The sequence below is a fragment of the Marinobacter sp. H13 genome, from assembly GCF_059072335.1.
The window spans coordinates 2,091,781-2,115,153 of the sequence record NZ_JCACRU010000001.1; the positions used below are offsets into that span (position 1 = coordinate 2,091,781).

The window sequence follows — 23,373 nt, forward strand, 5'->3', positions numbered from 1 at the left end:
TTCAGCAAACAAAAACTGATACGCAGTATCAAAACAAAAAGCGAGGCAACCTCATGCTGACGCTAACTGCCAATGACGTTCGATTGGGTGCCACTGCCTCTGACTGGCAGGACGCACTGCAACAGGCTGCTCGAGACCTTGAGCGCGCTGGCCGGACTTGCCCGGAATACCTGGCTGGAATGAACGCCCGTGAACAACAGTCTTCCACGGTATTGGGCAACGGCATCGCCATTCCCCACGGTACACCGGAAAGCCGGGATGCCGTCCTTGAAACCGGTGTTCGCATTCTTCAATTCCCCGAGGGGGTCACCTGGCACGATGGTGCGCGGGTAAATGTACTGGTGGCCATCGCTGCACAGTCCGACGAGCACCTGGATATTCTCCGACATTTGACCCGGGTACTGGATAAGCCAGGACTGGCTGAGAAGCTTGGCCATGCTACGGATGCCGCGGAACTGGTTGCCTTGCTTTCCAAAGCTCCGGCCGTTGCCAAATGCGACAGCGAGACGCTCTGTCTGGGAATAGATGCCTCCACACCGAACGAACTGGCCTTGATTGCAGCTGCACGTCTGCAGAGTTTGCGGTGCGTCGACACGGATTTTCTGGCCAGCATTGTCGGCCAACCGCCGGTGGACCTTGGTCAGGGCTTCTGGCTGACCCACCACACTGTTGGCGCCAGGCGCCCGACCCTTTCATTGGCAACACCAAAGCGTGCAACTGCGGAGCTGCGTGGGGTGTTCTGTCTGGCCGGACCCGGTGATGAGTGCCATGACCTGCTGGAGCGCATCGATACTTTCCTGGCTGGTGATGAACCTATTCAGGGCCTGAGTGCTGAGGCCTTGTTGGCAAGGCTTTCCGGCGAGGCGGCCGATGCAGTGACGGCGAAAGTCACCCTGTTGAATACCCATGGCCTACACGCGCGACCCGCCAAGCAACTCGTCCAGGAGGCGCGTCGCCACAATGCCAGTATTCGGTTGCGCCTGTTGGAAGGCGAAGGTGCCGCAGTATCCGCTACCAGCCTGACTCGGGTGATCGGCCTGGGCGCCCGCAGGGGTCAGACGTTGCTGCTTTCGGCGACTGGGGATGACGCAAGCCAGGCCATTCAGTCTCTGACCAGCGCCATTGAAGGCGGCCTGGGTGAAAAAGTTTCTCCATTGCGGTCTGCGGATCCGCAAACCAAGGTGCCTGAAGCCGAACAGGCTCCCGCACTGACGGATGATCAGCCGGTTAAAGCGGTTGCCGCATCTCCCGGACTGGCCCTGGCACCGGCTTTCGTCATGCGACAGCCGACCCTTGAATATCCGCAATTCGCAGAAGATAGCGAACAACAGATCCAGCGCCTCAACCAGGCCGTCGATAGTGCTGACGGTCAGCTTCGAACCCTGATCCGTCAGGCGGAAGGCGGCGAAGCCGCGCCTATTCTCTCGGTTCACGTGGAAATGCTTCAGGACGAAGATCTCTACCAGGCTACGTTGGAAGCGATCAACGAAGGGGCGTCCGCCGAGGCAGGCTGGTGGAAAGCCATAGATACCGCGGCCAGGGCCCAGGAAGCGCTGGCGGACCGTTTGCTGGCCGAACGTGCCGCGGATCTGCGGGATGTCGGGCGCCGGGTCCTGTCCAACCTCTGTGGCGTGGCCATGCCGACGCCGCCGGACACTCCTTATATCCTGGTGGCTGACGATCTCGGGCCATCGGATGTGGCTCGGCTGGATACCACCAGGGTGCGTGGCCTCGTCACAGCCCGCGGGGGAGCGACGTCCCACAGTGCGATTTTGGCCCGAGCCCTGGGGCTGCCTGCGGTCGTGGGTGCCGGTGAGCGAATACTGACAATCCTGAATGGCTCCGATCTGGTGGTGGATGGCGAACGGGGTTGCCTGGTGCCGAACCCCGGGGCCGAGCGATGCGAGAAGATCCGTCGCCGTCTGCAACAACTGGAAGCGTTGCAGGCCGAAGCCCATGAAAACCGCAATCAGCCTGCTACTACCGAAGATGGCCATACCATCGAAGTGTGCGCCAATCTCGGCAACACCGCCCACACCCCGGATGCCGTGGAAAGGGGCGCCGACGGTGTTGGCCTGCTTCGTACCGAGTTCATTTTCATGGCCCATCCGGAAGCGCCGGATCTGGCCACCCAGGTCAGTGAATACCAACACGCGTTCGATGCCCTGAACGGCCTGCCCCTGGTGGCTCGTACTCTGGACGTGGGCGGCGACAAGCCCCTGGATTACTGGCCGTTGCCCCAGGAAGACAACCCGTTTCTGGGCATGCGTGGTATCCGGCTGTCACTGACCCGCCCGGACATCCTGGAAACCCAGGTGCGGGCGCTGCTGACTGCCGCCGGCGACCGGCCCCTGCGCATCATGTTCCCCATGGTCAAGGATGTGGAAGAGTTCCGGGCTGCCAGGGCAATTGTCTCTCAGGTGCAGGCGGAGGTGGCCGCCAGTGATGTTCAGGTTGGCGTGATGATAGAAGTGCCCTCCTGCGCGTTGCTGGCTTCGACCCTGGCGCCCCAGGTGGACTTCTTCTCGGTTGGCACCAATGACCTGACCCAGTACACCCTGGCCATCGACCGTGGCCACGGGCAGCTTTCGGCTGAATCAGATGGTCTGCACCCGTCAGTATTGCGGCTGATCCGAATGACAGTTGAGGCGGCCCATGCCCACGACCGTTGGGTCGGGGTGTGTGGGGAGCTGGCCTCAGATCCCCAGGCGATTCCGGTTCTGGTCGGGCTGGATGTCGACGAACTGTCTGTGACCAGTCGTCGGGTGCCCCTGGTTAAGGCCTGTATTCGCGGTCTGAACCTTGAAAACGCCCGACAACAGGCTGAAAAGGCGCTGTCTCTGGCAACGGCGTCCGAGGTACGTGATGCCCTGGAGGCCTGGTGATGGCCCGTATCCTGACAATCACCCTGAATCCTGCTCTAGATCTGAGTGTTGAGACGGCGCCCCTCACTCTCGGAGAGGTAAATCGAACAGGTCATACCCTGATGGAGCCGGCCGGAAAAGGCATCAATGTGGCTCGGGTGCTTGCGCGTCTGGGCCATTCGGTCACCGTTGCAGGCCTGTTGGGCGACGCCAATGCCGCGCCCTTTGAACGTCTGTTTGAGGCAGAGGGCCTGCAGGACAGTTTTGTACGCGTTCCCGGCCAGAACCGAATCAACATCAAGATTGCTGAGGCTGGCGGCCGGGTAACCGATCTGAATGGCCCCGGTTTCCGGGTCCCGGAAGACGCAGTTCAGCGCCTTCAACTCCGCCTTAAATCCCTGCTGCCGGAATGCGACGCGGTGGTCATCGGAGGCAGTTTGCCAGATGGCTTTCCGCCTTCTGGATTGGCAAACCTTGTCGAGCAAGCTTCCCAAGCAGACAAACCGGTATGGCTGGATACCAGTGGCGAGGGTCTCAAGGCCGGCATCAAAGCTGGCCCCTTTGCCATCAAACCCAACACGGATGAGCTGTCTGACTGGGCCGGCACACCCCTGAAGGATTTGGCCTCAGTGGCAGCTACGGTTGACGGCATCCGTGCCGGCGGCGTGTCCCACGTGGTGGTATCCATGGGCGCGGATGGCGTGTTCTGGTCGTCAACGGCCGGCACCTTGAGATCGCAGGTACCTCCGGTCTCGGTGGTCAGCACCGTGTGCGCCGGCGATACGCTGCTGGCGGGCATGCTTCACGGTGTGCTTCTGGGCCAGCCCGACGAGGCAATATTGAAGTTTGCCACCGCTTTGTCTGCCGAATGCGTGCAACACATTGGCGTAGGAGACCCCGAGGCCCCGGACTTTCCCTCCCTTCTCCAACAAACCCGGGTGCAGCCGTGGCCCGCGGAAAACAACACCGGAGAGATACGGTTATGAATCTGATCATTGTGACTGCCTGCCCCCAGGGCGTGGCGACTCGTTTTCTGGCTGCCCGGGCCCTTGAGCGTGCGGCGAACCGGCGCGGCTGGTCTGTTACCACTGATACTCGAGGCCCGGATGGTAAAGCCGACAACAAGCCCAGCGAAGAGGCTATCCGACAGGCCGATCTTGTTATTGCCGCGGTCGGTGTCCCGGTAGATCTGGACGCCTATGCAGGCAAGCGGCTGCTGCAGATTCCGGTCACCGCGGCCCTGCCAGACCCGGACGCCATCCTCACCCGGGCGCAGGCGGAGGCCACACCCTGGGACCCGGCAATGGCCAGTCAGGAATCTATCGCAACCAGTCCCGGTGTCGGCAGTGGCTCTGCCGGTAAGCGGATCGTTGCCGTTACTGCCTGTCCCACTGGCGTCGCCCATACCTTTATGGCGGCGGAGGCACTGACCGCTGCCGCGGAATCCGCGGGCCACAAGATCCGGGTGGAAACCCAGGGCTCAGTTGGCGCGCAGGATCCTCTAACTGCCGAAGAAATTGCTGCTGCCGACGTGGTGATCCTGGCCTGTGACATCGAGGTGGACCCAGGACGCTTTGCCGGCAAGCGGGTATGGCGGACCTCGACCGGTGCGGCCCTGAAAAAATCAGCCGATACCGTCCGTGATGCACTGGCCGAGGCCGTGGTTTTTGAAGGCGGCCAGCAGAAAGCTACCAGTGGTGCCGGAGGCGGCGAAAAGCGAGGGCCCTACAAGCACCTGCTCACCGGCGTGTCCTTCATGTTGCCCATGGTGGTTGCTGGCGGTTTGCTGATCGCACTGTCCTTCGTGTTCGGGATTGAAGCGTTTCAGGAGGAAGGCACGCTGGCCGCTGCCCTGATGCAGATTGGTGGCGGCACGGCGTTCAAGCTGATGATTCCATTACTGGCTGGTTACATCGCCTGGTCGATTGCCGACCGTCCCGGTCTGGCCCCGGGCATGATCGGTGGGTTTCTGGCGGGTGAGTTAGGAGCTGGGTTCCTCGGCGGTATTGTGGCGGGTTTCCTGGCCGGCTATGTCGCGCGCTTTATCAGCCAGAAACTGCCGATGCCGGAGAGCATCGAATCGCTGAAGCCAATCCTCATAATTCCCTTGCTGGCCAGTCTGGTGACGGGCCTGGGGATGATCTATGTGATCGGAGAGCCCATGACCGCCATCATGGGCGCCCTGACCGGTTTCCTCGAGAGTATGGGAACGACCAATGCGATCCTGCTTGGTGGCATTCTGGGCGCCATGATGTGCTTTGACCTGGGAGGGCCTGTCAACAAGGCGGCCTATACCTTCGGCGTGGGTCTGCTGTCTGAGGGCAGCGGCGGCTCGGCACCCATGGCGGCCATCATGGCGGCAGGAATGGTACCGGCCATCGGCATGGGTGTGGCGTCGTTCATCGCCCGGCGTAAGTTTGCAGAGGCGGAACGCCAGGCCGGACGGGCATCATTTGTCTTGGGATTGTGCTTCATCTCGGAAGGTGCAATACCGTTTATGGCAAAGGATCCGTTGCGGGTTATCCCGGTGTGTATGATCGGTGGCGCAATTACCGGTGCCCTGTCGATGCTGTTCACCGTCAAGCTGATGGCACCCCACGGCGGGCTGTTTGTGCTTGCCATTCCGAATGCGGTTAGTACCGTATTGCCCTATCTGATTGCGATTACCGTGGGATCACTGGTGATCGGTTTCGGTTACGCGTTGCTGAAAACCGGCAAGGCGGAAGTGGCGACAGCGGTAAGCTGAAAATGTAAAAATTGCGGCCCTCGTCTGAGGGCCGCAATTAATCAACCGAATACAAAGAACGCCAGCTTGTTACCGTCCGGGTCTTTCACATAGGCGCCGTAGAACTGGTCCGGAATTCGCTGCCCGGGCTCGCCGTCGCAGGTGGCACCAAGTTCGATCGCTTTCTTGTACATGGCATCCACACCCTCTTTGGAACCCGCAGGAAGGGCGACCATATTGCCGTTGCCGGGATGGTTGGGCTCTTCGTTGAAGGGAACGCAAACGGCGATCATGGGCTCGCTCATGCGCTTGCCGATAAAGGCGATACGGCCCATGTCCAGAAGCAGCTTGGCCCCCTGGTCGCTCAACAATTCGGCATAGAATGCCTTTGCTCTTTCCATATCACTGACGCCAAGGGTGACGTATCCGATCATGCTTTTTCTCCATTCGGGTTGTTGTCGAACGCCAGAATACGCTGTTTTTTGGCTGTCAGCTCTTTTCAGCGCCGATTTCGCTGACGACGACCTGATTTCTGCCTGCCCGTTTTGCCTGGTAAAGCAACTGGTCGCATGCGGACAGCAGATCCCGCACACCGTTTATGCTTTGGTCCCAGCATACGACCCCGGCACTCAAGGTAACGTTGAAGGGAGTGTCATCTTCACTGAGAAAACTCTCTGTCTCCATACCGATACGCAGGGACTCGGCAACTTGGCGAGCATCACCTAAGGTGGTGTGAGGCATCAGAACGATAAACTCTTCGCCTCCCGTGCGCGCAACAATGTCGGTTTTGCGAGTCCGCGTTTCGATCAGATTGGCCACCGTGCGCAATACCTTATCGCCGGTGAGATGGCCCCAGGAATCGTTGACGCTTTTGAAGAAATCGATGTCCAGGGAAAGCAATGAGAACGGATGGTTATAGCGGGCGGATTGGTCAGCCAGTTCCTCGAGTTTTCTGAGCAGGTATCTCCGGTTATAGAGCCCTGTCAGTTCATCGGTAATCGTGAGGGCCTCCAGCTGGAATTCCAGGCGCTTCTGGTCGTCGATATCCGTAATAACGCCATGCCAGGTAGTACTACCGTCGGGATTTCGCTCTGGCTGGGAAACCCCTCGCAACCATTGGGTCTGGCCATCTTTGATGATGCGGTATTCACAAACCCATTCGCTTAGCGTCTTGCGGGAGAGTTCGATAGTCTCGTGAACTTTTGCGACATCCTCTGGGTGAATGGTTTCGAACATCCGTTCCGGGTTGGTCTGGGTTTCCGCGGCCGTTACGCCATAGAAATCCTTGGCCTTGCGGCTCATATAGGGGAAGTGAAAACTGCCATCTTTATTGAGAGTAAAGGTATATATGACCCCGGGGAGAGATTCGGCAAGCTGCTGCAGCTGGTGCTGGGAAACTTTCTCTTCCGTGACATCAAGATGCGTACCCATCAGCCAACGGCTTTCTGCCGTCTGGTCATTGTTGAACAGGGTTCCGCGGGTGTGGATGTAACGCCAGTCACCGTCCTTGTGAAGCATGCGAACCACGCACTCGAACTTGGTGGCCTCCCGGTTAAGGTAAGCATTGAGAGCCTCGTGCGCTGATTCGACATCGCTGGGATGACTGAGGCGCTCCCACGTCTCGAAGGATAGAGGTTCAAGCTCTTCCAGGGTATAGCCGAGCATACTGGCCCAGCGTTCGTTGAAGATAATTTCGCCGGTGTCCAGATTGTATTCCCAGGTACCCGCGCCAGTACCATCGAGAATGGCATTGAGCCTTGTTTCTGCAGACAGATGCATGTGATCCCTCACACGAAGGCCGCGATTTCGCGGCTAGTTCTGGCCCGAACGATAACGGGCCCAAGTGAAAGTGTTGGCCCATTCGAGCGCTTCTGCAAGTGGAAGCGGTGGGCTGTAACGATAACCCTGGCCAACATCGCAGCCAAGAGACAGTAGACGCTCCTCCTGTTCGGCCGTTTCTACCCCTTCTGCCACAGTACGCCTCTGAAAACTCTGGGACAGGCGCAAAATCGCTTCTACGATCATCGAGTTATCCTGGTTCCCGATCAGATCTCCCACGAAGGTTCGATCTATTTTCACTTCCTGGGCCGGCAAGGTCCGGAAATAGTTCAATGATGAGTAACCGGTGCCGAAATCGTCCAGGGAAATGCCCAGTCCGGCATTGCGGCAAACACTGAGGTTTTTCATGACCGTGGTGGTGTCGTCCAGGGCAGTGGTTTCAAGGATTTCTATGATCAGCCGGTCCCGCACCTCGTGAGGGCATTCGTTCATGGTGCCGGTGATGTCATCCGGGAAGTGTTCGCTCAGGAAGTGGGAGGGGCTCAGGTTGATGCTGACGGTATACGGCAACCCCAGGTTCATGAATTCGCAGATCACGCCGACTGCGCTTTCCATCACGAACAGGCCAACCTGTCTGGCGTATTCGGTGAATTCAAGGTGCTCCAGGAATCGGGCCGGCGACAGAAGCCCCTCCTCCGGGTGGTTCCAACGGATCAGTGCCTCAAAACCCTCTACCGATCCGGTGCGGTAGTTGATCTTGGGTTGGTAGTAGAGCTCGAACTGCTTTTTCGCCAGTGCCTCGTCAACCTGCTCGAGAACGCGGACACGCTCTTTCCGGGTATAGTGGGAGGCGAGGTCAAACAGGCTGTAGCTGTCTTTGCCCGCATCTTTTGCCGCATACATCGCTTGGTCGGCATGCCGGAGCAGTGTATCCGGATCCTCGGCGTCGTCAGGATAAACGGTCACACCCATGCTGGCCGACAGTTTCATGACAGAATTCTGGTAACTGATCGGGCGGCGTACAACTTCCAGAATGCGGTTGTAGACCGTCGAATCCTCCACATCCCGGAGTATGGCGACAAATTCGTCTCCCCCGAGACGACCGATGGCGTCATGTTGCCTCACAGTTGCTTTCAGGCGTTCGGAGATGATTTTCAGGACTGCATCACCAACTGCGTGGCCATGTTGGTCGTTGATGCCTTTGAAGCCATCCAGATCGATAAAACAGAGGGCAACTGTGCCTTCTCGCAGGTTCGCCTCGTGCAGCTCCTGGGTGAAAATCTCAGTGAGTTTCCGGCGGTTGGGCAAATCGGTGAGGGCATCGTAGTTCGCCGCTTTTTCAAGGCGTTTCTGGTGTTGCTGCTTCTCATGGTGCAACCTTTTGCGCTCGATCAGGTTGCCGAGGGTTTGCAGCAAAGGCTCGAGCTCTTCGGCCAGTTTTACTTTGTATCCGCCGAGACGGTTCGCCAGCCCCACCAGTCCAACTTGTTGATCTCCGGAAAACACCGGAATACCGATATAGGCATCAATATCTGGGTGCCCCTGAGGGAGCCCGCCGCGGCGAGGGTCGGTCGCGACATCGCTGGAAATGACCACCTCCCCCGAGGTCATGGGAAGTGCAATCAGGGTGTCCAGGCGATCGAACACAAGCCCCCGTCGTTCGACCTGTTGATACAACGCCTGGGTTTTGGGGTTCCAGGCAATATTGGTGATCGCTCCGATTTTCAGATAAGGGGCGCCATTCTCTTTTGATAGGGTTTCGCCAATAAACCCGAACTGGCTGCCGGTGAGCGACAGGAGATCGTTGAGCATCTGCTCGAAGGCCGCATTCTGGTTGTCACTGGTCAGAAAGACATTCAAAGCTCGCTGGATCGATCGGTTCAGGTGAGACACTTCCACGAATTCATGGTTCTCGATCGACAGGTACGTTCGCTCGAGCTCGTCCTCGATCATCGTGGCAAGGTTTCGGAGGATGTCCAGATCCAGTTCCCCGAAATCACGGGGCTGATCGTCGATGATGCAAATGGTGCCAATTTTGAAACCGGTCGGCTCACGTACTGGCATGCCGGCATAGAAGCGGATGTTGGGATGTCCGGTAACCAGTGGGTTCTGTGAAAAGCGAGGGTCCTTTGTAGCGTCGCAGACGATAAACGCCTTGTCCTGCTGAATGGCATAATCACAGAAAGCAACAGGGCGGGGGGTCTCGCTGACATCAAGGCCCTGACGCGACTTGAACCATTGACGGTTGGCATCAAGCACCGAAAAAAGCGCCGTTTTTACACCATAGTACTGGCGGGCAATCCGGGTAAGCCTTTCAAAACGGTCTTCCGGGGGCGTATCGAGAATGCCCAAACGCTCAAGGGCGGTGAGCCGTCGTTTTTCCAGGGTACTGCTATCCATGGTCGTGACTCACTTTGCTAGGCCAGGTGGTTATTTTTTGAACAAAGTTCGGCGGCGTCCATCCTCCTGTCACTTGAAACGTACGACCAGCTCGTGCAAATCGTTCGCAATCTGCTCAATGTTTTTAACGCACTCGGTGGACTCTTCACCTTTGGACAGGTTGTTGGATGCCAGATCCGAGATTTTCTCCACTTGCTCGTTGATCTGATCCGACACCTGGGCCTGCTCCTCCACGGCAGCTGCCATCTGCATTGCCATTTCGGCAATGTTGGAGACGGATTCAGCAATGTCATTAAGGGTGCTCTCGGCCGAAAGCATTTTTTTCATGCCCTCGTCTGCCGAAAGCTTGCCCTCGTCGGCTTTCTGGTTGGCCTCCTCGGAGCGGGCAATCAGTTCGCTGACAATGCCATGGATTTCACTCGTTGAATTGCGGGTCCGGGATGCCAGGCCCCTTACCTCTTCGGCCACAACGGCGAATCCGCGTCCATGCTCGCCGGCCCTCGCCGCTTCAATGGCGGCATTCAGGGCCAGCAGGTTGGTCTGCTCTGCAATCTCTTCGATAATTTTTGCGGCTGAGGCTATCTGCTGAGTCTGCTGAGCCAACTCGCCAACGGAAGCGCTAATGCCATGAACGGAACCTTTGAGAGATTCAATGGCTTCCCGGGTCCCGCGCACAACGGAACGCCCCTCATTGGCAAACTATTTTGCGCCATCCGCCCGCTCTGCCGTGGACTGGACGTTCGAGGAGACCTCCGCAATGGTATGGGACATCTCGTGTACGGCTGCCGCAACCTGTTCGGTTTCGGCCTGCTGCTGTTTGAGTGCCTCCTGAGCTTCGAAGCTGACTTCGCGACCTTTCACAGAATACAGTCGCATCTCATCGGCGGAGTCTTCAAGCCGGGTGAGTACCGCATCAAGGTGAGCTTGTTGGGCCTTTACTGCAACCTTGATACGCCCAAGTGGCAAATCGTCATCAGTGTAGCTTCTTGCGGCCAGATCATCTGTGAAGCTGTGTGCCAGTAGCCTGGTGACCGAGCCCATCAGCTGTTTTCGGGCCAGATGCATCCAGCCGGCATAGGCAATCACGCCCCCAGCCAGCACAAGCTCGGACAACATTTTCTGATCGGCAAGAAACAGTGCCCCTGTGACAATGAAAACAAGCGCCAAAAAGATGGTGGGGGGTTGGACGCGGCGCCAGAAAGGGGTTCCTGTTCTGCCCGCCCTCAGGGCTGCGTATAGCTTTTCTGCGCGCTCGACGTCCTTCCTGTCGGGACAGGATCTCACGGACTCGTAGCCGACTACCTTGCCGTTTTCGGTGACCGGGGTAACGTAGGCACTGACCCAGTAGAAATCGCCGTTCTTGCAACGGTTCTTTACCAGGCCCATCCAGGGCTGTCCGGCCTTAAGGTGTGCCCACATGTTCTCATAGGCGGCGGGTGGCATATCGGGATGCCGGACAATGTTGTGAGGCTGGCCAATCAGCTCGTCCCGGCTGAAACCACTTATCTCCACAAAGGCCGAATTACAGTGCCTAATCTTACCTTTGAGATCTGTGGAGGAAATAAGTTTCTGATTGGGTGAGAAGGTTTTTTCGTTGTCCGTAACCGGTAGGTTTCTGCGCATTATCAACCCTGACATTAGCGTAAAAGACTTATTACTAAGTCAGGGTAGGACAAATATTGCAATAACTCTATCGGTGGGAACGGTGAAGGGCCTCAGGAATTTCCCTAATGACAACGCCCGAGGCGCTACCCGCCAACGCGACACATGGCGCTGGCGGGCCGTTTGTTCGTGGGGCAGCCTCCATTGGTAAGCCTCTCCCAGGGGTTAACGCTTTGCGGGCCGGGCCAGCCACTCATGCCCCTTCAACATCCCGTGCCAATACAGCGTTGGCAGCTGCCTGGCCTTCAACCACCAGGCGGCTCGGGTCGCTTTGGTGCCATCGTTGATCCATTTCGGGAAGCTGGGCTGCAGTACTCCGCCATATCCGAACTCCGCCAGTACAATTTTGCCGTTTTCCACCGTCAGCGGGCAGGAGCCGTAGCCCAGATACGCGGCCTCAAGCGGCTGGTTTCGGAGCGTGGCCACCAGGTTCTCAGCCACCACTGGCGCCTGTTTACGCACTGCAGCGGCGGTTTTGGCGTTGCCGGTTCCGCTAACGTCCCCAAGCCCAAAGACATTGGTGTAGGTTTTATGGCGTAGGGTATCGTCCTCAAGATCCAGCCAGCCGCCTTCGTTGGCCAGGGCAGATTCACGAATCAGCTTTGGTGCCCGCTGGGGTGGGACGGCGTGCAGCATGTCAAAGCTGATCTCGCGCTCCTGGCTGTTGCCCTCGCTGTCGGTTGAGCGGAATACCGCTGTCTGTGCGGGCCCGTTTACGGCAACCAGTGTGCTCTGGAAATTCAGGTTGATGCCGTATTTTTCGATATAGGCTTCCAGGGCCGGGACGTAATCGGCCACACCGAACAGAACGGCGCCGGCGTTATGGAACTGGATATCCAGATTGTTCAGCACGCCGTGTTTGAGCCAGTAATCGGCAAACAGGTACATGGCTTTCTGGGGCGCGCCTGCACATTTGATCGGCATGGGAGGCTGACTGAAAAGCGCTCGGCCGTTCTTGAGATTCTGGACGAGGTCCCAGGTGTAGCTGGCCATGCCCTCGCGGTAATTGGACGTGACCCCATTGGAGCCCAACGCCTCCTCCAGGCCTTCGATGCCGCCCCAGTTCAGCTCCAGCCCTGGAGCGAGCACCAGGGCTTTGTATTCCATGGAAGAACCGTCACCCAGAGTAACCCGGTTGTTGTCCTGGTCGATGGCGCTTACCGGTTGCTGGTACCAGGAAACAAAAGCGGGCATGACTTCTGCCATAGGCTTGGAGGTGACTTCCGGCCGGAAAACCCCACCACCCACCATGGTCCAGCCGGGCTGGTAGTGGTGCCGGGTAGCCGGCTCGATAAGGGCGATGTCGATATTGCCATCCCGTTTGTGGATGCTTGATGCCACCGATATACCGGCCGCTCCGCCGCCCACGATTACGACGGTATGGGTTTTGACGCTGCCGGTGGTGGTTGTGTTGCTGGTCATGCCTCGAACCTCTTGTCTTTGTTTGCTGTGCGCGAGTGAGCTTGAGATATATTAAAGCCTACCAAACTTAATGTTCTATCGTTAGCATAAATGGAAATATACAAGGTTGGCCAGCTTCGTCACAGGCATAGCGTCGAAAGTGACTTTGTCACTGAAGGCTCGATTTTGCCCAGGTACATTGGTTTCAAAGTTTTTCGATCAACCCAAAAAGGAGCTTTTCCCATGATCAAGTCAATCAAAGCCATCGCCGCGGCTGCGGTTATTGCAGCCGTACCTTTCAGCGCTTATGCCGACAGTCATAAAGGGGGTGTTGAAGAAGTGCTGGTGATCCTGTCCAGCGATTCGCTGCAGACACAGGGCATGGCGATGGTGCTTTCGAACACCATGGCCCAGCAGGGCGCCAAGGTAAACGTGCTGCTGTGCGACAAAGCCGGTGACCTGGCACTTAAGTCCTACGAAGCGCCCGCGCTCAAACCCAAAGATGTGACTCCGGGGCAGATGCTGCGCGGTCTGTTGAAAAACGGTGGTGAGGCGAAGGTCTGTGCGCTGTATCTTCCGAACAGCGACTACGGCGAGGACGATCTGATTGACGGCGTGGGCGTTGCCATGCCGCCGGAAATGGCCGGCCAGATGCTCAACCCGAAGATGCGTACGTTCACTTTCTGAGTTTGCAAGCCCGGTGTCCAGTGACCCCGGGCGTTTACATCTGACTCAGGGACGATAGATCTTGTCGGCGTTCAGCGTCATGGACCATGGCAGGCCGTCATTCTGCCAGCCATTTACAATTCTCATGCCTTTCTTCTTGCCTTCTTGGGCGCCACTTCCCTGGAAACCGTGGTCAATGTACTTCACATTGGTGAAGCCGCGCTCTAGCAGGTATTCCGCGCTTGGCTTGCCACGGCTGGACCCGGAGCGGCACATGGTAATGACCAGATCATCCTTGGTCAGGCCTTTTTCTTTCAGGGCTTCCTCTACCTGTGAAGCGAACTCCGGATTGGTGTTCATGGCAAACCGACCCTTGTCATCAAGGAAAGTCGAGCGATCGGCGAGTTTGAACGGGATATTCTTGTCGACCACATCGGTGAAGCCGATAAACATGATTTCAACCGGATCCCGGACATCCACAAACAGGAGTTGGTCTCCCTGCTCCTGAACCATGTCATAGGTTTGCTGTGGGGTGAGGGAAAGTGCCTCTTCCGCCTGGGCGCTGAAGGCAATGGCGATAGTGGCGAGCAGGGCTGTCAGTATATGCTTCATGATGGTTTCCTCCTGCATTGAGGAGGCCCGCCGAACGACGGGCCCCTTATCTATCCGCGAGTCGGATTAAAGCTTGGTGGTGCGGAGATACGGACGGATTTCATTCCAGCCCTGCGGGAACAGACCCTTGGCTTCCTCGTTGGAAATGGAGGGCGGAATGATCACGTCGTCTCCTTTGCGCCAGTCTGCCGGCAGGGCAACTTTATTGGCATCACCGGTTTGCAGGGCATCGATAACCCGGAGGATCTCGTCGAAGTTACGGCCGACCGCCATCGGGTAGGTCATGGTCAGACGAATCTTCTTGTTCGGGTCGATGATGAACACGCTGCGCACGGCTGCGGTTTCGCTCTCACCGGCGTGGATCATTTCGTACAGCTCGGCCACTTTGTGGTCAGCGTCGGCAACGATCGGGAACTGAAGGTCGCAGTTCTGGGTGTCGTTGACGTCTTCAATCCACTTTACGTGCTCTTCCACGGTATCGGTGGAAAGACCCAGGGGCTTCACGTTGCGGGCCTCGAATTCTTTCGCCAGCTGCGCGGTGCGGCCCATTTCAGTGGTGCACACCGGCGTGAAGTCGGCCGGGTGGCTGAAGAAGAATACCCAGGAATCACCTGCCCAGTCGTGGAAGTTGATCTGGCCGGCGGTGCTGTCGATGGTGAAGTTCGGGGCGGTAGAGCCAAGCAATAAACTCATGATGAATCTCCTGTCGGGTTTTGCTGGTGGAGGCGGGTCGCCTCTTGATGTCGGAATAACAATAACCCGTCAGGAGGCTCTTAGCCAATAAAGTTATATCTATAGAACAAATAGGCTTAACGAATTGAGGACGGGCCTTTCTCAGTAGATCGCTCTACCGTGACGTTTCTTCTCTGTCCTGATAAAGCGATTACTCTGTGGCATGCTTCAGATTGTGCCCATAGTCGCAGGCCCCTTTGAAAATGATCGAAAGCCGAACTTTCGCCCCTCTCGCACTCCTACTGCTCACAGGTCTGCTGGCAGGTTGTGCGTTGCCATCCCTGAAAGACCGCTCACAGTCTGTTGCATTCGTTCAGGCGCAGACGGCAGATACGCGCCTTGGCAGCGCAGTTGGCAGAGAGATTGAAACCCACCCCGATCTCAGTGGTATTACAACGCTGGAGCATCCACTGGACGCTTTCGTTGCCCGCGCTTTGCTCGCAGAGGCCAGCGAGAGATCCCTGGATGTCCAGTACTACATCTGGCGGGACGATATTACCGGCAAGCTGCTTCTTTACTCGCTATATCGCGCGGCCGAACGTGGCGTTCGGGTTCGGTTGCTCCTGGATGACAACGGCATCGCCGGCCTGGACGATCTCCTGGCGGCGTTAAATCATCACGACAACGTCGAGGTTCGGCTGTTCAATCCGTTTGTGATCCGTAGTTCCCGGACTTTGGGGTTTCTGACGGACTTTGGTCGCCTGAACCGCCGGATGCACAACAAGTCATTCACGGCTGACAACCAGGCCACCATCATTGGCGGCCGCAACATTGCCGATGAGTATTTCGGTGTAGGTGACGGTGCCCTTTTCGCGGATCTGGACGTTCTGGCGATCGGGCCTGTCGTGGATCGTGTTTCCAGGGATTTTGATCGCTACTGGGCGAGTCAGTCCGCGTATCCGGCGGATCGGTTGCTATCAGGGGCCGATGAGGAGGATCTGGATGCTATGGCAGCCGATCTTGCTTCCGTTCAACAGGATGCTGAAGCCCGGCGCTTCGTGGCTGCTTTGCAGAATTCAGAGTTTCTCAGGGAATTGCTGGACCGGGAGGTCTCTTTTGTCTGGGCGCCGGTAGAGATGGTGAGCGATGATCCTGCCAAGGCCCAGGGGCTCGAAGGAGAGCAGGGTCTATTGAGCCAACAGTTGGCTCTGGCGTTGGGTGAACCTGAAAAGACAGTGACCCTGGTTTCGCCCTACTTCGTCCCCGGTAATCGTGGCGTCGAGCTGTTTCGCGAGCTTGAAAGCGCCGGTGTGCAGGTACGGATTCTCACCAACTCCCTGGAAGCCAACGACGTCGCCCTGGTGCATTCAGGCTATGCGAAATATCGGGAGGCCTTATTAAAGGCGGGTGTGGAGTTGTTCGAGCTGCGCAAATTTAGATCGGAAGATAAAGACACCAAGTCGAGCCCTGGCGGCATTGCCGGAAGCTCGGCCGCCAGCCTTCACGCCAAAACCTTCGCCGTAGATGGTCAGTCGCTTTTCGTTGGTTCCTTCAATTTCGACCCCCGTTCAGCGAATCTGAACACCGAGCTGGGTTTTCTGATCAAGAGCCCGGAGCTGGCGACCGCACTTGAATCCGCCTTTCCCGAGAAAGTCAGACTTGCGGCTTATGAGGTTGTGCTGGATGAAGACGGCGATCTCCGGTGGCTGGAGTTCACCGGTGCAGAAACGATTGAGCACCGCCATGAGCCGAATACTGGCGTTTTCAAACGGGCATTGGTGTATCTGTTCTCTCTGTTGCCTGTGGAGCCGTTGCTGTAATCCGGCATGCCCGATTACTCTCATGAATCTATCAGCGAATCCTTGAGTCCTCGTTGCTCACGTACTCTTGTGACGACACGGTGTTCTGCATAGTGAGTAACAAGTCGTTGCAGCTTTTCCATTCGCAGCGGCTTGGTGCAGTAGTCATCCATGCCAGCCTCAAGACACTGGAGTCGATAGCTTTCACTGGCGTTGGCGGTAACCGCGATAATGGGTGTCTCCAGGTTGGCGGCGGCTTTCAGTCGGATCTCACGCGTGGCCTCAATGCCGTCCATGACTGGCATCTGGCAATCCATGATAATCATATCCCACGGTTCGTTCATGGCGGCTTGTACAGCTTCCAGGCCGTTTTGGACCCCCTCTGAAATCACCCCTATTTTCTCGAGCTGTTTACGAAGAATCATCCGGTTACCGGCGTCGTCTTCCACTACAAGAACCCTGGGCACCTGAATCACGTCGCTAAGGCTCAGCTGGTCTGGATCGTGGTGCTCTGACTGGTGAACATCGCCGTAGGGTACTGTGACTTCCAGCGTTGTGCCGAGATCCGATGTTTCAAGAACTTTCATCTGGCCGCCAAGGGCATTTGCCAGAGAACTGGCAAGCGGTAACCCCAGGCCCACACCGCCGTAACGCCGAGTGAGGCCTGCTTCTCCCTGGCTGAAGGCCTGGAATACTCTCTCCCTCTGTGCATCCGGGATGCCTGGCCCCGTGTCTGATACCAGAATCCGCAAAACGGAATCGTCTGTCAGTCTGCTCCCTTGAACCAGCACCTCGCCCCCTGCAGGTGTGAACTTCACGGCATTATCGATGAGCTGATACAGGACCTTTTCAAGCATCAAACCATCCATGAAGACCTTTCCAGGTACTGAGTCTTCCATGTCGAAGGCGAGGGAAACCGGTTTGGCCCTTGCGGCTTCCCGGAACTCGTATTCGAGCAGGTCGAACAGGGACTGAGGCTCGAACACCTGGGGCGAGCTGAGCAGGTTCTCGTCCTGGGCATCAACGAAATCCAGAATGCCGCCGACCTGTCGGGTCATCCGCAGGTTGGCGTACTCGATGAGACGGAACGCATCGTTCTGCTCCCGGTTCAGCGGTGCCTCCCGAAGCATATCCAGCTGGCCCTGGATGGTGTGCAGGGGCGTGCGCAGTTCATGGCTGACCGCATTCAGGAAGTCATCCTTGATACGGTTACTGCGTTCTAAAGCCTCACGGGCTTTTTCGCTGACTTCGATCTGCTGGGCCTGCAGGGTGTCGCGTTCGTCGCGGAGGATTTTTATGCGTGATGCCAGGGCTAGTGAGAACAGGGCCATTTCCCAGGACATGGCTCCGGGGATGTAGTACATCACCCATTGGCTGCCTTTGAGGATATTCAGTGACTCCAGTGAAGTTATATTTTGAGCGATGATCAGGGGAATCCATCCAATCAGAAAATACAAAGCAGGTTTGTATTTGTTCTTTGCCTGGATGACGGCAAAAGGAACAAACGAGAGGTAAACCACTATCCCGACGGAGGCCGCAAGGAAAGCTACGGTCTTGAAGGTGAAAAACGGCGTTGCAACCAAAATGCACAGGTAAATTGCTGATATGAATTTGTATATCCGGTCTACCCGTGGAAACAGCGTTTTGAGTTGAAGGATTCTGGAAAAAAATTGAATGCTTAGCAGAGGCATCAAGATTAAAAGGGTTTTGCCCAGCCAGTTAAACTGTTCTTCGCTCATTCCCAGGTAGGATTGCAGGTTGGTAAGAGTCAACGAGTAAAGTAACACGCCAACCGCCACTGCTACGTAGAGCAGATAGATTCGATCTCTGATACTGAAATAGAGGAAAAGGTTATAGACCGTCAGCGCAAAAATAACGGACGCCAGACTTACACTGAGCCCAGTGTGTAAAACCGCCTCATGGACCAATGCAGTCTGATCCACAACCTTAACGGGCGTACTTATCGGGAAGTTGGCCTCGAAGCGGATAAGCATATCCGAGGCTGATTCTGTTTTGGGTAATTCCAAGACAGGATGATGAAATGGAATGTCCTTTTGAAGCGGCTGGTCGAGCGCGGACACGGGATTCCGGGAAATCGGCGAACCATCTAGGAATACTTGGACACTTGAAGCAAGAGGACTTAATAGAAGCCAGCGCTGCTCCATTGTTTCTGCTGAATCAAGCTTACCCCTGATCCATACAAATGGTTCACGAGGCTCGCTGGTAAAAACATCATGATCGATTGGAGACCAGGCGGCGTGTTCTTCTGGCGGCGGCGTTTCCTGATCCCAGGTGCCCTCGAATACCTCCATCGTCTGGGCCAGATCTCTCACGTATCCCTGCTGCTCTGCCGCCCCTGCGCAAAAAGGTAACAGTGAAAGTGAAGAAAGGATCACTACGAAGAGAGGTCCATCTCCGATCAACATTCGCCATTCAAAGTTCCTTGATCTAAACGCCCACAAAACACCCAGAGGTTTTGCCAGTGAACCCTCGAAAGGATTTATGTTTTTGGAGCACTATTCATTCTATCGTTTGTTAAATAGTCAGGCCCGCTGTCTACTTTCATTTGATAGGTATGTCGCCGAAAACTATACTTTGGAGCCTACTCAAAAGGATGCTGTATGTATAGTTCAAGGTCATGTTTTGTAAAGGAATTTCGTTCAGTTCTCCTCGTATCTGTATTTACTCCATTGGTCGCTTCTGCGGGCGGTCTGTCCAATGGTGATCAAAGTGCCAGTACTTCCGCAGTCAGCAACGCAGGCAGTGTCGCCAACCCGGAAAATGCTTCTACGATCTTTTTCAACCCTGCCGGAATGAGCGGACTTTCCGGGACCAATCTGTCTTTCGGAGCAATCCTGTTCGAGATCGACGCCGTCGGTCGGGATTCGCAAACATCAGCCACCCGTGCTAACGGGGACCTGGTGGTCGGTGATGGTGGTGGTGATCACGTTAAAACCTTTGCAGTACCCAATGCCTACCTTACCCATGAAGTGAACGACTGGCTGGACGTCGGACTGGGAGTGTACGTTCCCTACGGCCTGGGCTTCGATTACGGCGACGCTTTTGCAGGGCGGTATATTGGTGATGAAATTGAACTGGTGTCCTACGGCGTGAATCCTTCCTTTTCGGTGAACAGTGGCGAGGGATTCTCGCTGGGTGGCAGCATCAATGTACTCTATGCCGATGCCGAGCAGCGTAATCCAGTTGACTTCAGTGGAATTGAATCACGTTTTTCACTTCCTCGCGGCACCCTGAACGATGGCTACGCGACATTGGAGGGAGATGATGTTGCATTGGAGTTCACCGTCGGCGTTCTCTGGCAGGCGACTCCCGAAACGTCACTTGGACTCGCGGCCCGTACGGGCACCGAATTCAAACTGAAGGGTACCGGCACGATCAACCAGTTTCCCACTTTGTCAGCCAGTGGGCTGACTCAAACCACTGTCTCTGAGCAGATAGAAGTCCCGATCACGATTCCTCAAAGCCTGAGTGTCGGTCTTGCTCACCAATGGAATGCCACGCTTAAACTGCTTGCAGGCGCAACCTGGGCGAAATGGAGTGATGCCTCTGCCCTGTCCGTAGTGTCCCGAGAGACGTTGCCAGTTGCTTTTCCCGGCGAGCAGCCATCCGAGGAGCAGGTTCAGAGTTGGAAAGACACCTGGCAGTGGCGGGTTGGCGCAGTCTGGCAGGTGGCACCGACATGGTCACTAAAGGCTGGCTACTTGTTTGATGAATCGCCTCTTACCATCAAGACGCGTTCACCACTGACGCCGTTTGATGATTATCACCAGGTTTCTCTGGGTGCACAGATTCGCGATCTGGCAGGCGACTGGACGGTAGACATGTTCGTTGCACGAGTCTTTTATGAGGGCGATATTTCCATCGACTATAAGACGACGGATCCTCTGCAGGGGCAGACTTCATTTAAAAGTGAGTATGACGTGGTGCCGTGGACAGCTGGCTTGCAGTTAGGCCGGGAGTTTTAACACAGGAAGGAATCAAAACGGGAAAGTGGTCGGCGTGGCAGGATTCGAACCTGCGACCCCTTCGTCCCGAACGAAGTGCGCTACCAAGCTGCGCCACACGCCGATCAACGGCGGGTATTATACGGATTCGCTTCGGTTTTACCAGCCCTCGGCGGATAAAAGGGCATCCGTAAATTTGCTGAGATTATCGTAGATACTGACATCGGCGCCGGGTATGGGTCGGGCGTCCAGATGGCGTTCGGTGTCCAGTCCATTACCGGTTCGCACAAGCACCGGACGGCACCCTTCAGCGTGGCCGGCTTCCAGGTCCTTGCGGCTGTCTCCCACCATGATGACCCCTTCAAGGCTGGCGAGATGAAAATGCTCGCGGATCTGCTCCAGCAGGCCGGTGAGTGGCTTGCGGCAGCAGCACTGGTCGTCGGGGTGGTGGGGGCAGTAGGCAATGAAGTCGATGCAGCCACCCTGGGCTTCCACCAGCTGCTCGAGCTTCTCGTGCATGGCATCCAGCTCATCGGTGTCGTAGTAGCCGCGGCCGATGCCTGACTGGTTAGTGGCGATGGCAATGCGATGGCCGGCAATACAGAGCCGGGCCACCGCCTCAACGCTGCCGGGAATGGGGTGCCATTCATCCGCCGAGCAGATGTAGTTGCCATCGTACTCGTTGATGACCCCGTCCCGGTCGAGAATGATCAACATCGCTGTGCGCGTGCCCCTTGGTCCGGTCTCAGCCTGCTGTGGGCAGCAGGGAGATATCCGCAACGCGCAGGAACAGGTTGCGCAGGCGGTTCAGCAACGCCAGCCGGTTGTTCCTTACCGCCTCGTCGTCGGCCATGACCATCACTTCATCAAAGAAGTTGTCCACCGGTGCACGCAGGCTGGCCAGTGAGCTCAGGGCACTGGCGTAGTCGCCGTTCTCGAACAGCGGCAGAACTTTCGCGGCCTGTTGGTCGACCTGCTCGGCGAGGGCCTTTTCGGCGCTGTCCTGCAGCAGGCTGGCGTCGACCGTTTCGCCGATGCTGTCGCCACCCTGTTTGGTCAGGATGTTAGAAACCCGCTTATTGGCGCCGGCCAGGGCCTGCGCTTCGGGCAGCTGCCGGAAGGCTTCCACCGCTTTTACCCGGCGGTCGAAATCCAGCGGGCGGGTCGGACGGCGGGCGTGAACGGCCAGGTAGACCTCGGCGCCAATGCCCTGCTCGTCGTAGTGGGCACGGAAGCGCTCCAGCATATAGTCCACCACGGTGCTGGCGGTGTTCTGCTCGGTCAGCACGGTGAAGTTCTCTTCGGCCCACTCGCAGCAGGTTTGCAGGTCCAGCGGCAGTTCGCGCTCGATGATAATGCGCAGCACCCCGAGGGAGGCCCGGCGCAGGGCGAACGGGTCCCGTGTGCCGGATGGCGGCTGGTTGATGCCGAACAGGCCCACCAGGGAGTCCAGACGGTCCGCGATGGCGATGGCACAGCCGGTCAGGGTTGTTGGCAAATCGTCGCCAGCGAAACGGGGCATGTACTGTTCGTTCAGTGCCTTGGCCACGTCTTCCGGTTCGCCGTCATTGGCGGCGTAGTATTGGCCCATGATGCCCTGCAGGTCGGTGAACTCCAGGACCATTTCGGTGACCAGGTCGGTCTTCGCCAGCATGGCGGCGCGCTCGGCGAGGGCCGGATCACTGCCGATGGCGTCGGCGATTTTCTTGGCCAGTGCGGCAACGCGCACAGACTTGTCGTAGATACTGCCCAGTTTTTCCTGGAACACGATGGGCTTGAGGGCGTCGATGCGATCCTCGAGTTTGGTCTTCCGGTCGGTCTCGTAGAAGAACGCGGCATCGGAGAGCCGGGGCCGGATCACTTTCTCGTTACCGGAAACAACCTGTGACGGGTCCTTGCTTTCGATGTTTGCCACGGTGATGAACAGCGGCAGCATTTCCCCGTCGGCGGCCACCACGTGGAAGTACTTCTGGTGTTCCTTCATAGAGGAAATCAGGGCCTCCGCTGGAACCTCAAGGAACCGTTCCTCGAATCGGCCCATCAACGGCACTGGCCACTCGTTGAGCGCGGTGACTTCGTCCAGCAGGTCCTCATCGATGACGGCCTTGCCACCGGCTTCCTTCTCGGCCAGCTCGGTGACGCCGGCGCGAATCTGTTCCCGGCGCTCGGCGAAATCGGCAATCACATAGCCTTCCTGCTTGAGGACGACTTCGTAATCACCCGGCGTAGGTACGATCAGGGATTTCGGGCAATGGAAGCGGTGACCGCGGGTCTTGTTGCCCGGAGTCAGGCCCATGATGGGCGCCTCGATCACCTTGTTGCCGAACAACATTACTACCCAGTGGACCGGACGCACGAACTCGGTACGGTGGCCACCCCAGCGCATGCGCTTGGGAATCGGCAGGCCGGCCAGGGATTGCTCCACCAATTCTGGCATCAGCTCTACGGTGGGCTTGCCCTGCTCGACCGTGCGGTAGACCACCCAGGCACCCTTGTCGGTTTCCAGGGTGTCGAGCTGGTCCGGGGTTACGCCCAGAGAGGTGGCAAAGCCGGTCAGCGCGCGGGTCGGATTGCCAGCGTCGTCGAATGCCGCCTTGACGGCAGGGCCACGTTTTTCAACCGACTTGTCCGGCTGGGAGTCAGCCAGATCCCGGATCCGCACGGCCAGGCGGCGCGGAGCGGCAAAGGCTTCAACCTTGCCGAATTCGATGCCCGCTTCTTCCAGGCCCCGGGCAATGCCCTGGGTGAAGGCGTCAGACAGCGGCTTGAGGGCCTTGGGGGGCAGCTCTTCGGTGCCCAGTTCGACCAGAAAATCCTGTGTTGCCATG

At 57.3% G+C, this 23,373-nt stretch carries 17 protein-coding genes and 1 tRNA gene; 6 read left to right on the forward strand and 12 right to left on the reverse strand.

Annotation, left to right across the window (positions count from 1 at the left end; genetic code table 11):
* Positions 1–53: 53 nt before the first annotated feature.
* From ptsP to AC5JQH_RS09690, 3 genes are read left to right on the forward strand one after another with little or no spacing between them, the layout of a single operon-like run.
* Positions 54–2,885, forward strand: coding sequence for a phosphoenolpyruvate--protein phosphotransferase (ptsP, locus tag AC5JQH_RS09680; RefSeq protein WP_493805525.1), 2,832 nt, complete (start codon positions 54–56; stop codon positions 2,883–2,885).
* Positions 2,885–3,850, forward strand: a complete 966-nt coding sequence (pfkB, locus tag AC5JQH_RS09685) for a 1-phosphofructokinase (protein WP_273157784.1) — start codon at positions 2,885–2,887, stop codon at positions 3,848–3,850. The genes ptsP and pfkB overlap by 1 nt, the downstream gene beginning before the upstream one ends.
* Positions 3,847–5,610 (forward strand): PTS fructose-like transporter subunit IIB, encoded by a 1,764-nt coding sequence (locus AC5JQH_RS09690; RefSeq protein ID WP_493805526.1) that lies wholly within the window; start codon positions 3,847–3,849, stop codon positions 5,608–5,610. The genes pfkB and AC5JQH_RS09690 overlap by 4 nt, the downstream gene beginning before the upstream one ends.
* Before the next feature lie 41 nt (positions 5,611–5,651).
* Here AC5JQH_RS09690 and AC5JQH_RS09695 read toward each other — a convergent pair whose 3' ends face one another.
* The 6 genes from AC5JQH_RS09695 to AC5JQH_RS09720 all read right to left on the reverse strand — a co-directional run bounded on the left by AC5JQH_RS09695 (position 5,652) and on the right by AC5JQH_RS09720 (position 12,852).
* Positions 5,652–6,023, reverse strand: coding sequence for a VOC family protein (locus AC5JQH_RS09695; RefSeq protein ID WP_104270983.1), 372 nt, complete (start codon positions 6,021–6,023; stop codon positions 5,652–5,654).
* Between the two features lie 55 nt (positions 6,024–6,078).
* Entirely contained in the window at positions 6,079–7,368 is a 1,290-nt protein-coding gene (locus AC5JQH_RS09700; RefSeq protein ID WP_288365716.1) for a sensor domain-containing diguanylate cyclase, read from the reverse strand.
* A 33-nt stretch (positions 7,369–7,401) separates the two neighbouring features.
* Positions 7,402–9,768: a sensor domain-containing phosphodiesterase gene (locus AC5JQH_RS09705; RefSeq protein ID WP_222465760.1), complete on the reverse strand. Its 2,367-nt coding sequence runs from the start codon at positions 9,766–9,768 to the stop codon at positions 7,402–7,404.
* 69 nt (positions 9,769–9,837) lie between these two features.
* Positions 9,838–10,443, reverse strand: coding sequence for a methyl-accepting chemotaxis protein (locus AC5JQH_RS09710; protein WP_493805527.1), 606 nt, complete (start codon positions 10,441–10,443; stop codon positions 9,838–9,840).
* A gap of 24 nt (positions 10,444–10,467) precedes the next feature.
* Positions 10,468–11,391: a PAS domain-containing protein gene (locus tag AC5JQH_RS09715; RefSeq protein ID WP_493805528.1), complete on the reverse strand. Its 924-nt coding sequence runs from the start codon at positions 11,389–11,391 to the stop codon at positions 10,468–10,470.
* Between the two features lie 204 nt (positions 11,392–11,595).
* Positions 11,596–12,852 carry an NAD(P)/FAD-dependent oxidoreductase gene (locus AC5JQH_RS09720; protein WP_405417747.1) on the reverse strand — a complete coding sequence of 419 codons (1,257 nt, stop codon included), beginning with the start codon at positions 12,850–12,852 and terminating at the stop codon, positions 11,596–11,598.
* 222 nt (positions 12,853–13,074) lie between these two features.
* Between AC5JQH_RS09720 and AC5JQH_RS09725 the strand changes: the two genes are divergently transcribed.
* On the forward strand, positions 13,075–13,518 hold the full coding sequence (locus AC5JQH_RS09725; RefSeq protein ID WP_288365714.1) for a DsrE family protein: 444 nt from the start codon (positions 13,075–13,077) through the stop codon (positions 13,516–13,518).
* A gap of 45 nt (positions 13,519–13,563) precedes the next feature.
* Here AC5JQH_RS09725 and AC5JQH_RS09730 read toward each other — a convergent pair whose 3' ends face one another.
* Both AC5JQH_RS09730 and AC5JQH_RS09735 read right to left on the reverse strand, forming a co-directional pair.
* A complete protein-coding gene (locus AC5JQH_RS09730) occupies positions 13,564–14,109 on the reverse strand; it encodes a rhodanese-like domain-containing protein (RefSeq protein WP_493805529.1) in 546 nt (181 codons plus the stop codon).
* A gap of 66 nt (positions 14,110–14,175) precedes the next feature.
* Positions 14,176–14,802 (reverse strand): peroxiredoxin, encoded by a 627-nt coding sequence (locus tag AC5JQH_RS09735; protein ID WP_014578868.1) that lies wholly within the window; start codon positions 14,800–14,802, stop codon positions 14,176–14,178.
* A 242-nt stretch (positions 14,803–15,044) separates the two neighbouring features.
* Between AC5JQH_RS09735 and AC5JQH_RS09740 the strand changes: the two genes are divergently transcribed.
* Positions 15,045–16,601 carry a phospholipase D family protein gene (locus AC5JQH_RS09740; RefSeq protein WP_338355645.1) on the forward strand — a complete coding sequence of 519 codons (1,557 nt, stop codon included), beginning with the start codon at positions 15,045–15,047 and terminating at the stop codon, positions 16,599–16,601.
* Between the two features lie 20 nt (positions 16,602–16,621).
* Here AC5JQH_RS09740 and AC5JQH_RS09745 read toward each other — a convergent pair whose 3' ends face one another.
* Entirely contained in the window at positions 16,622–18,574 is a 1,953-nt protein-coding gene (locus tag AC5JQH_RS09745) for a 7TM diverse intracellular signaling domain-containing protein (protein WP_493805530.1), read from the reverse strand.
* A 696-nt stretch (positions 18,575–19,270) separates the two neighbouring features.
* On the opposite strand from AC5JQH_RS09745, the gene AC5JQH_RS09750 reads away from it, so the two are divergent.
* On the forward strand, positions 19,271–20,566 hold the full coding sequence (locus AC5JQH_RS09750; RefSeq protein WP_493805531.1) for an OmpP1/FadL family transporter: 1,296 nt from the start codon (positions 19,271–19,273) through the stop codon (positions 20,564–20,566).
* 26 nt (positions 20,567–20,592) lie between these two features.
* Here the strand turns inward: AC5JQH_RS09750 and AC5JQH_RS09755 are convergent.
* The 3 genes from AC5JQH_RS09755 to glyS all read right to left on the reverse strand — a co-directional run bounded on the left by AC5JQH_RS09755 (position 20,593) and on the right by glyS (position 23,372).
* Positions 20,593–20,669, reverse strand: a tRNA-Pro gene (locus AC5JQH_RS09755).
* A gap of 35 nt (positions 20,670–20,704) precedes the next feature.
* Positions 20,705–21,262, reverse strand: a complete 558-nt coding sequence (gene gmhB, locus AC5JQH_RS09760) for a D-glycero-beta-D-manno-heptose 1,7-bisphosphate 7-phosphatase (RefSeq protein ID WP_014578870.1) — start codon at positions 21,260–21,262, stop codon at positions 20,705–20,707.
* A 28-nt stretch (positions 21,263–21,290) separates the two neighbouring features.
* On the reverse strand, positions 21,291–23,372 hold the full coding sequence (glyS, locus tag AC5JQH_RS09765; protein ID WP_092032176.1) for a glycine--tRNA ligase subunit beta: 2,082 nt from the start codon (positions 23,370–23,372) through the stop codon (positions 21,291–21,293).
* Between the last annotated feature and the right edge of the window lies 1 nt (position 23,373).

Excerpts from the sequence above, each read along its gene's own strand:
- ptsP (WP_493805525.1), top strand. The coding sequence starts at position 54 with ATGCTGACGCTAACTGCCAATGACGTTCGATTGGGTGCCACTGCCTCT.
- pfkB (WP_273157784.1), top strand. The coding sequence starts at position 2,885 with ATGGCCCGTATCCTGACAATCACCCTGAATCCTGCTCTAGATCTGAGT.
- AC5JQH_RS09690 (WP_493805526.1), top strand. The coding sequence starts at position 3,847 with ATGAATCTGATCATTGTGACTGCCTGCCCCCAGGGCGTGGCGACTCGT.
- AC5JQH_RS09695 (WP_104270983.1), bottom strand. The coding sequence starts at position 6,023 with ATGATCGGATACGTCACCCTTGGCGTCAGTGATATGGAAAGAGCAAAG.
- AC5JQH_RS09700 (WP_288365716.1), bottom strand. The coding sequence starts at position 7,368 with ATGCATCTGTCTGCAGAAACAAGGCTCAATGCCATTCTCGATGGTACT.
- AC5JQH_RS09705 (WP_222465760.1), bottom strand. The coding sequence starts at position 9,768 with ATGGATAGCAGTACCCTGGAAAAACGACGGCTCACCGCCCTTGAGCGT.
- AC5JQH_RS09715 (WP_493805528.1), bottom strand. The coding sequence starts at position 11,391 with ATGCGCAGAAACCTACCGGTTACGGACAACGAAAAAACCTTCTCACCC.
- AC5JQH_RS09720 (WP_405417747.1), bottom strand. The coding sequence starts at position 12,852 with ATGACCAGCAACACAACCACCACCGGCAGCGTCAAAACCCATACCGTC.
- AC5JQH_RS09725 (WP_288365714.1), top strand. The coding sequence starts at position 13,075 with ATGATCAAGTCAATCAAAGCCATCGCCGCGGCTGCGGTTATTGCAGCC.
- AC5JQH_RS09730 (WP_493805529.1), bottom strand. The coding sequence starts at position 14,109 with ATGAAGCATATACTGACAGCCCTGCTCGCCACTATCGCCATTGCCTTC.
- AC5JQH_RS09735 (WP_014578868.1), bottom strand. The coding sequence starts at position 14,802 with ATGAGTTTATTGCTTGGCTCTACCGCCCCGAACTTCACCATCGACAGC.
- AC5JQH_RS09740 (WP_338355645.1), top strand. The coding sequence starts at position 15,045 with ATGATCGAAAGCCGAACTTTCGCCCCTCTCGCACTCCTACTGCTCACA.
- AC5JQH_RS09745 (WP_493805530.1), bottom strand. The coding sequence starts at position 18,574 with ATGCTTATCCGCTTCGAGGCCAACTTCCCGATAAGTACGCCCGTTAAG.
- gmhB (WP_014578870.1), bottom strand. The coding sequence starts at position 21,262 with ATGTTGATCATTCTCGACCGGGACGGGGTCATCAACGAGTACGATGGC.
- glyS (WP_092032176.1), bottom strand. The coding sequence starts at position 23,372 with ATGGCAACACAGGATTTTCTGGTCGAACTGGGCACCGAAGAGCTGCCC.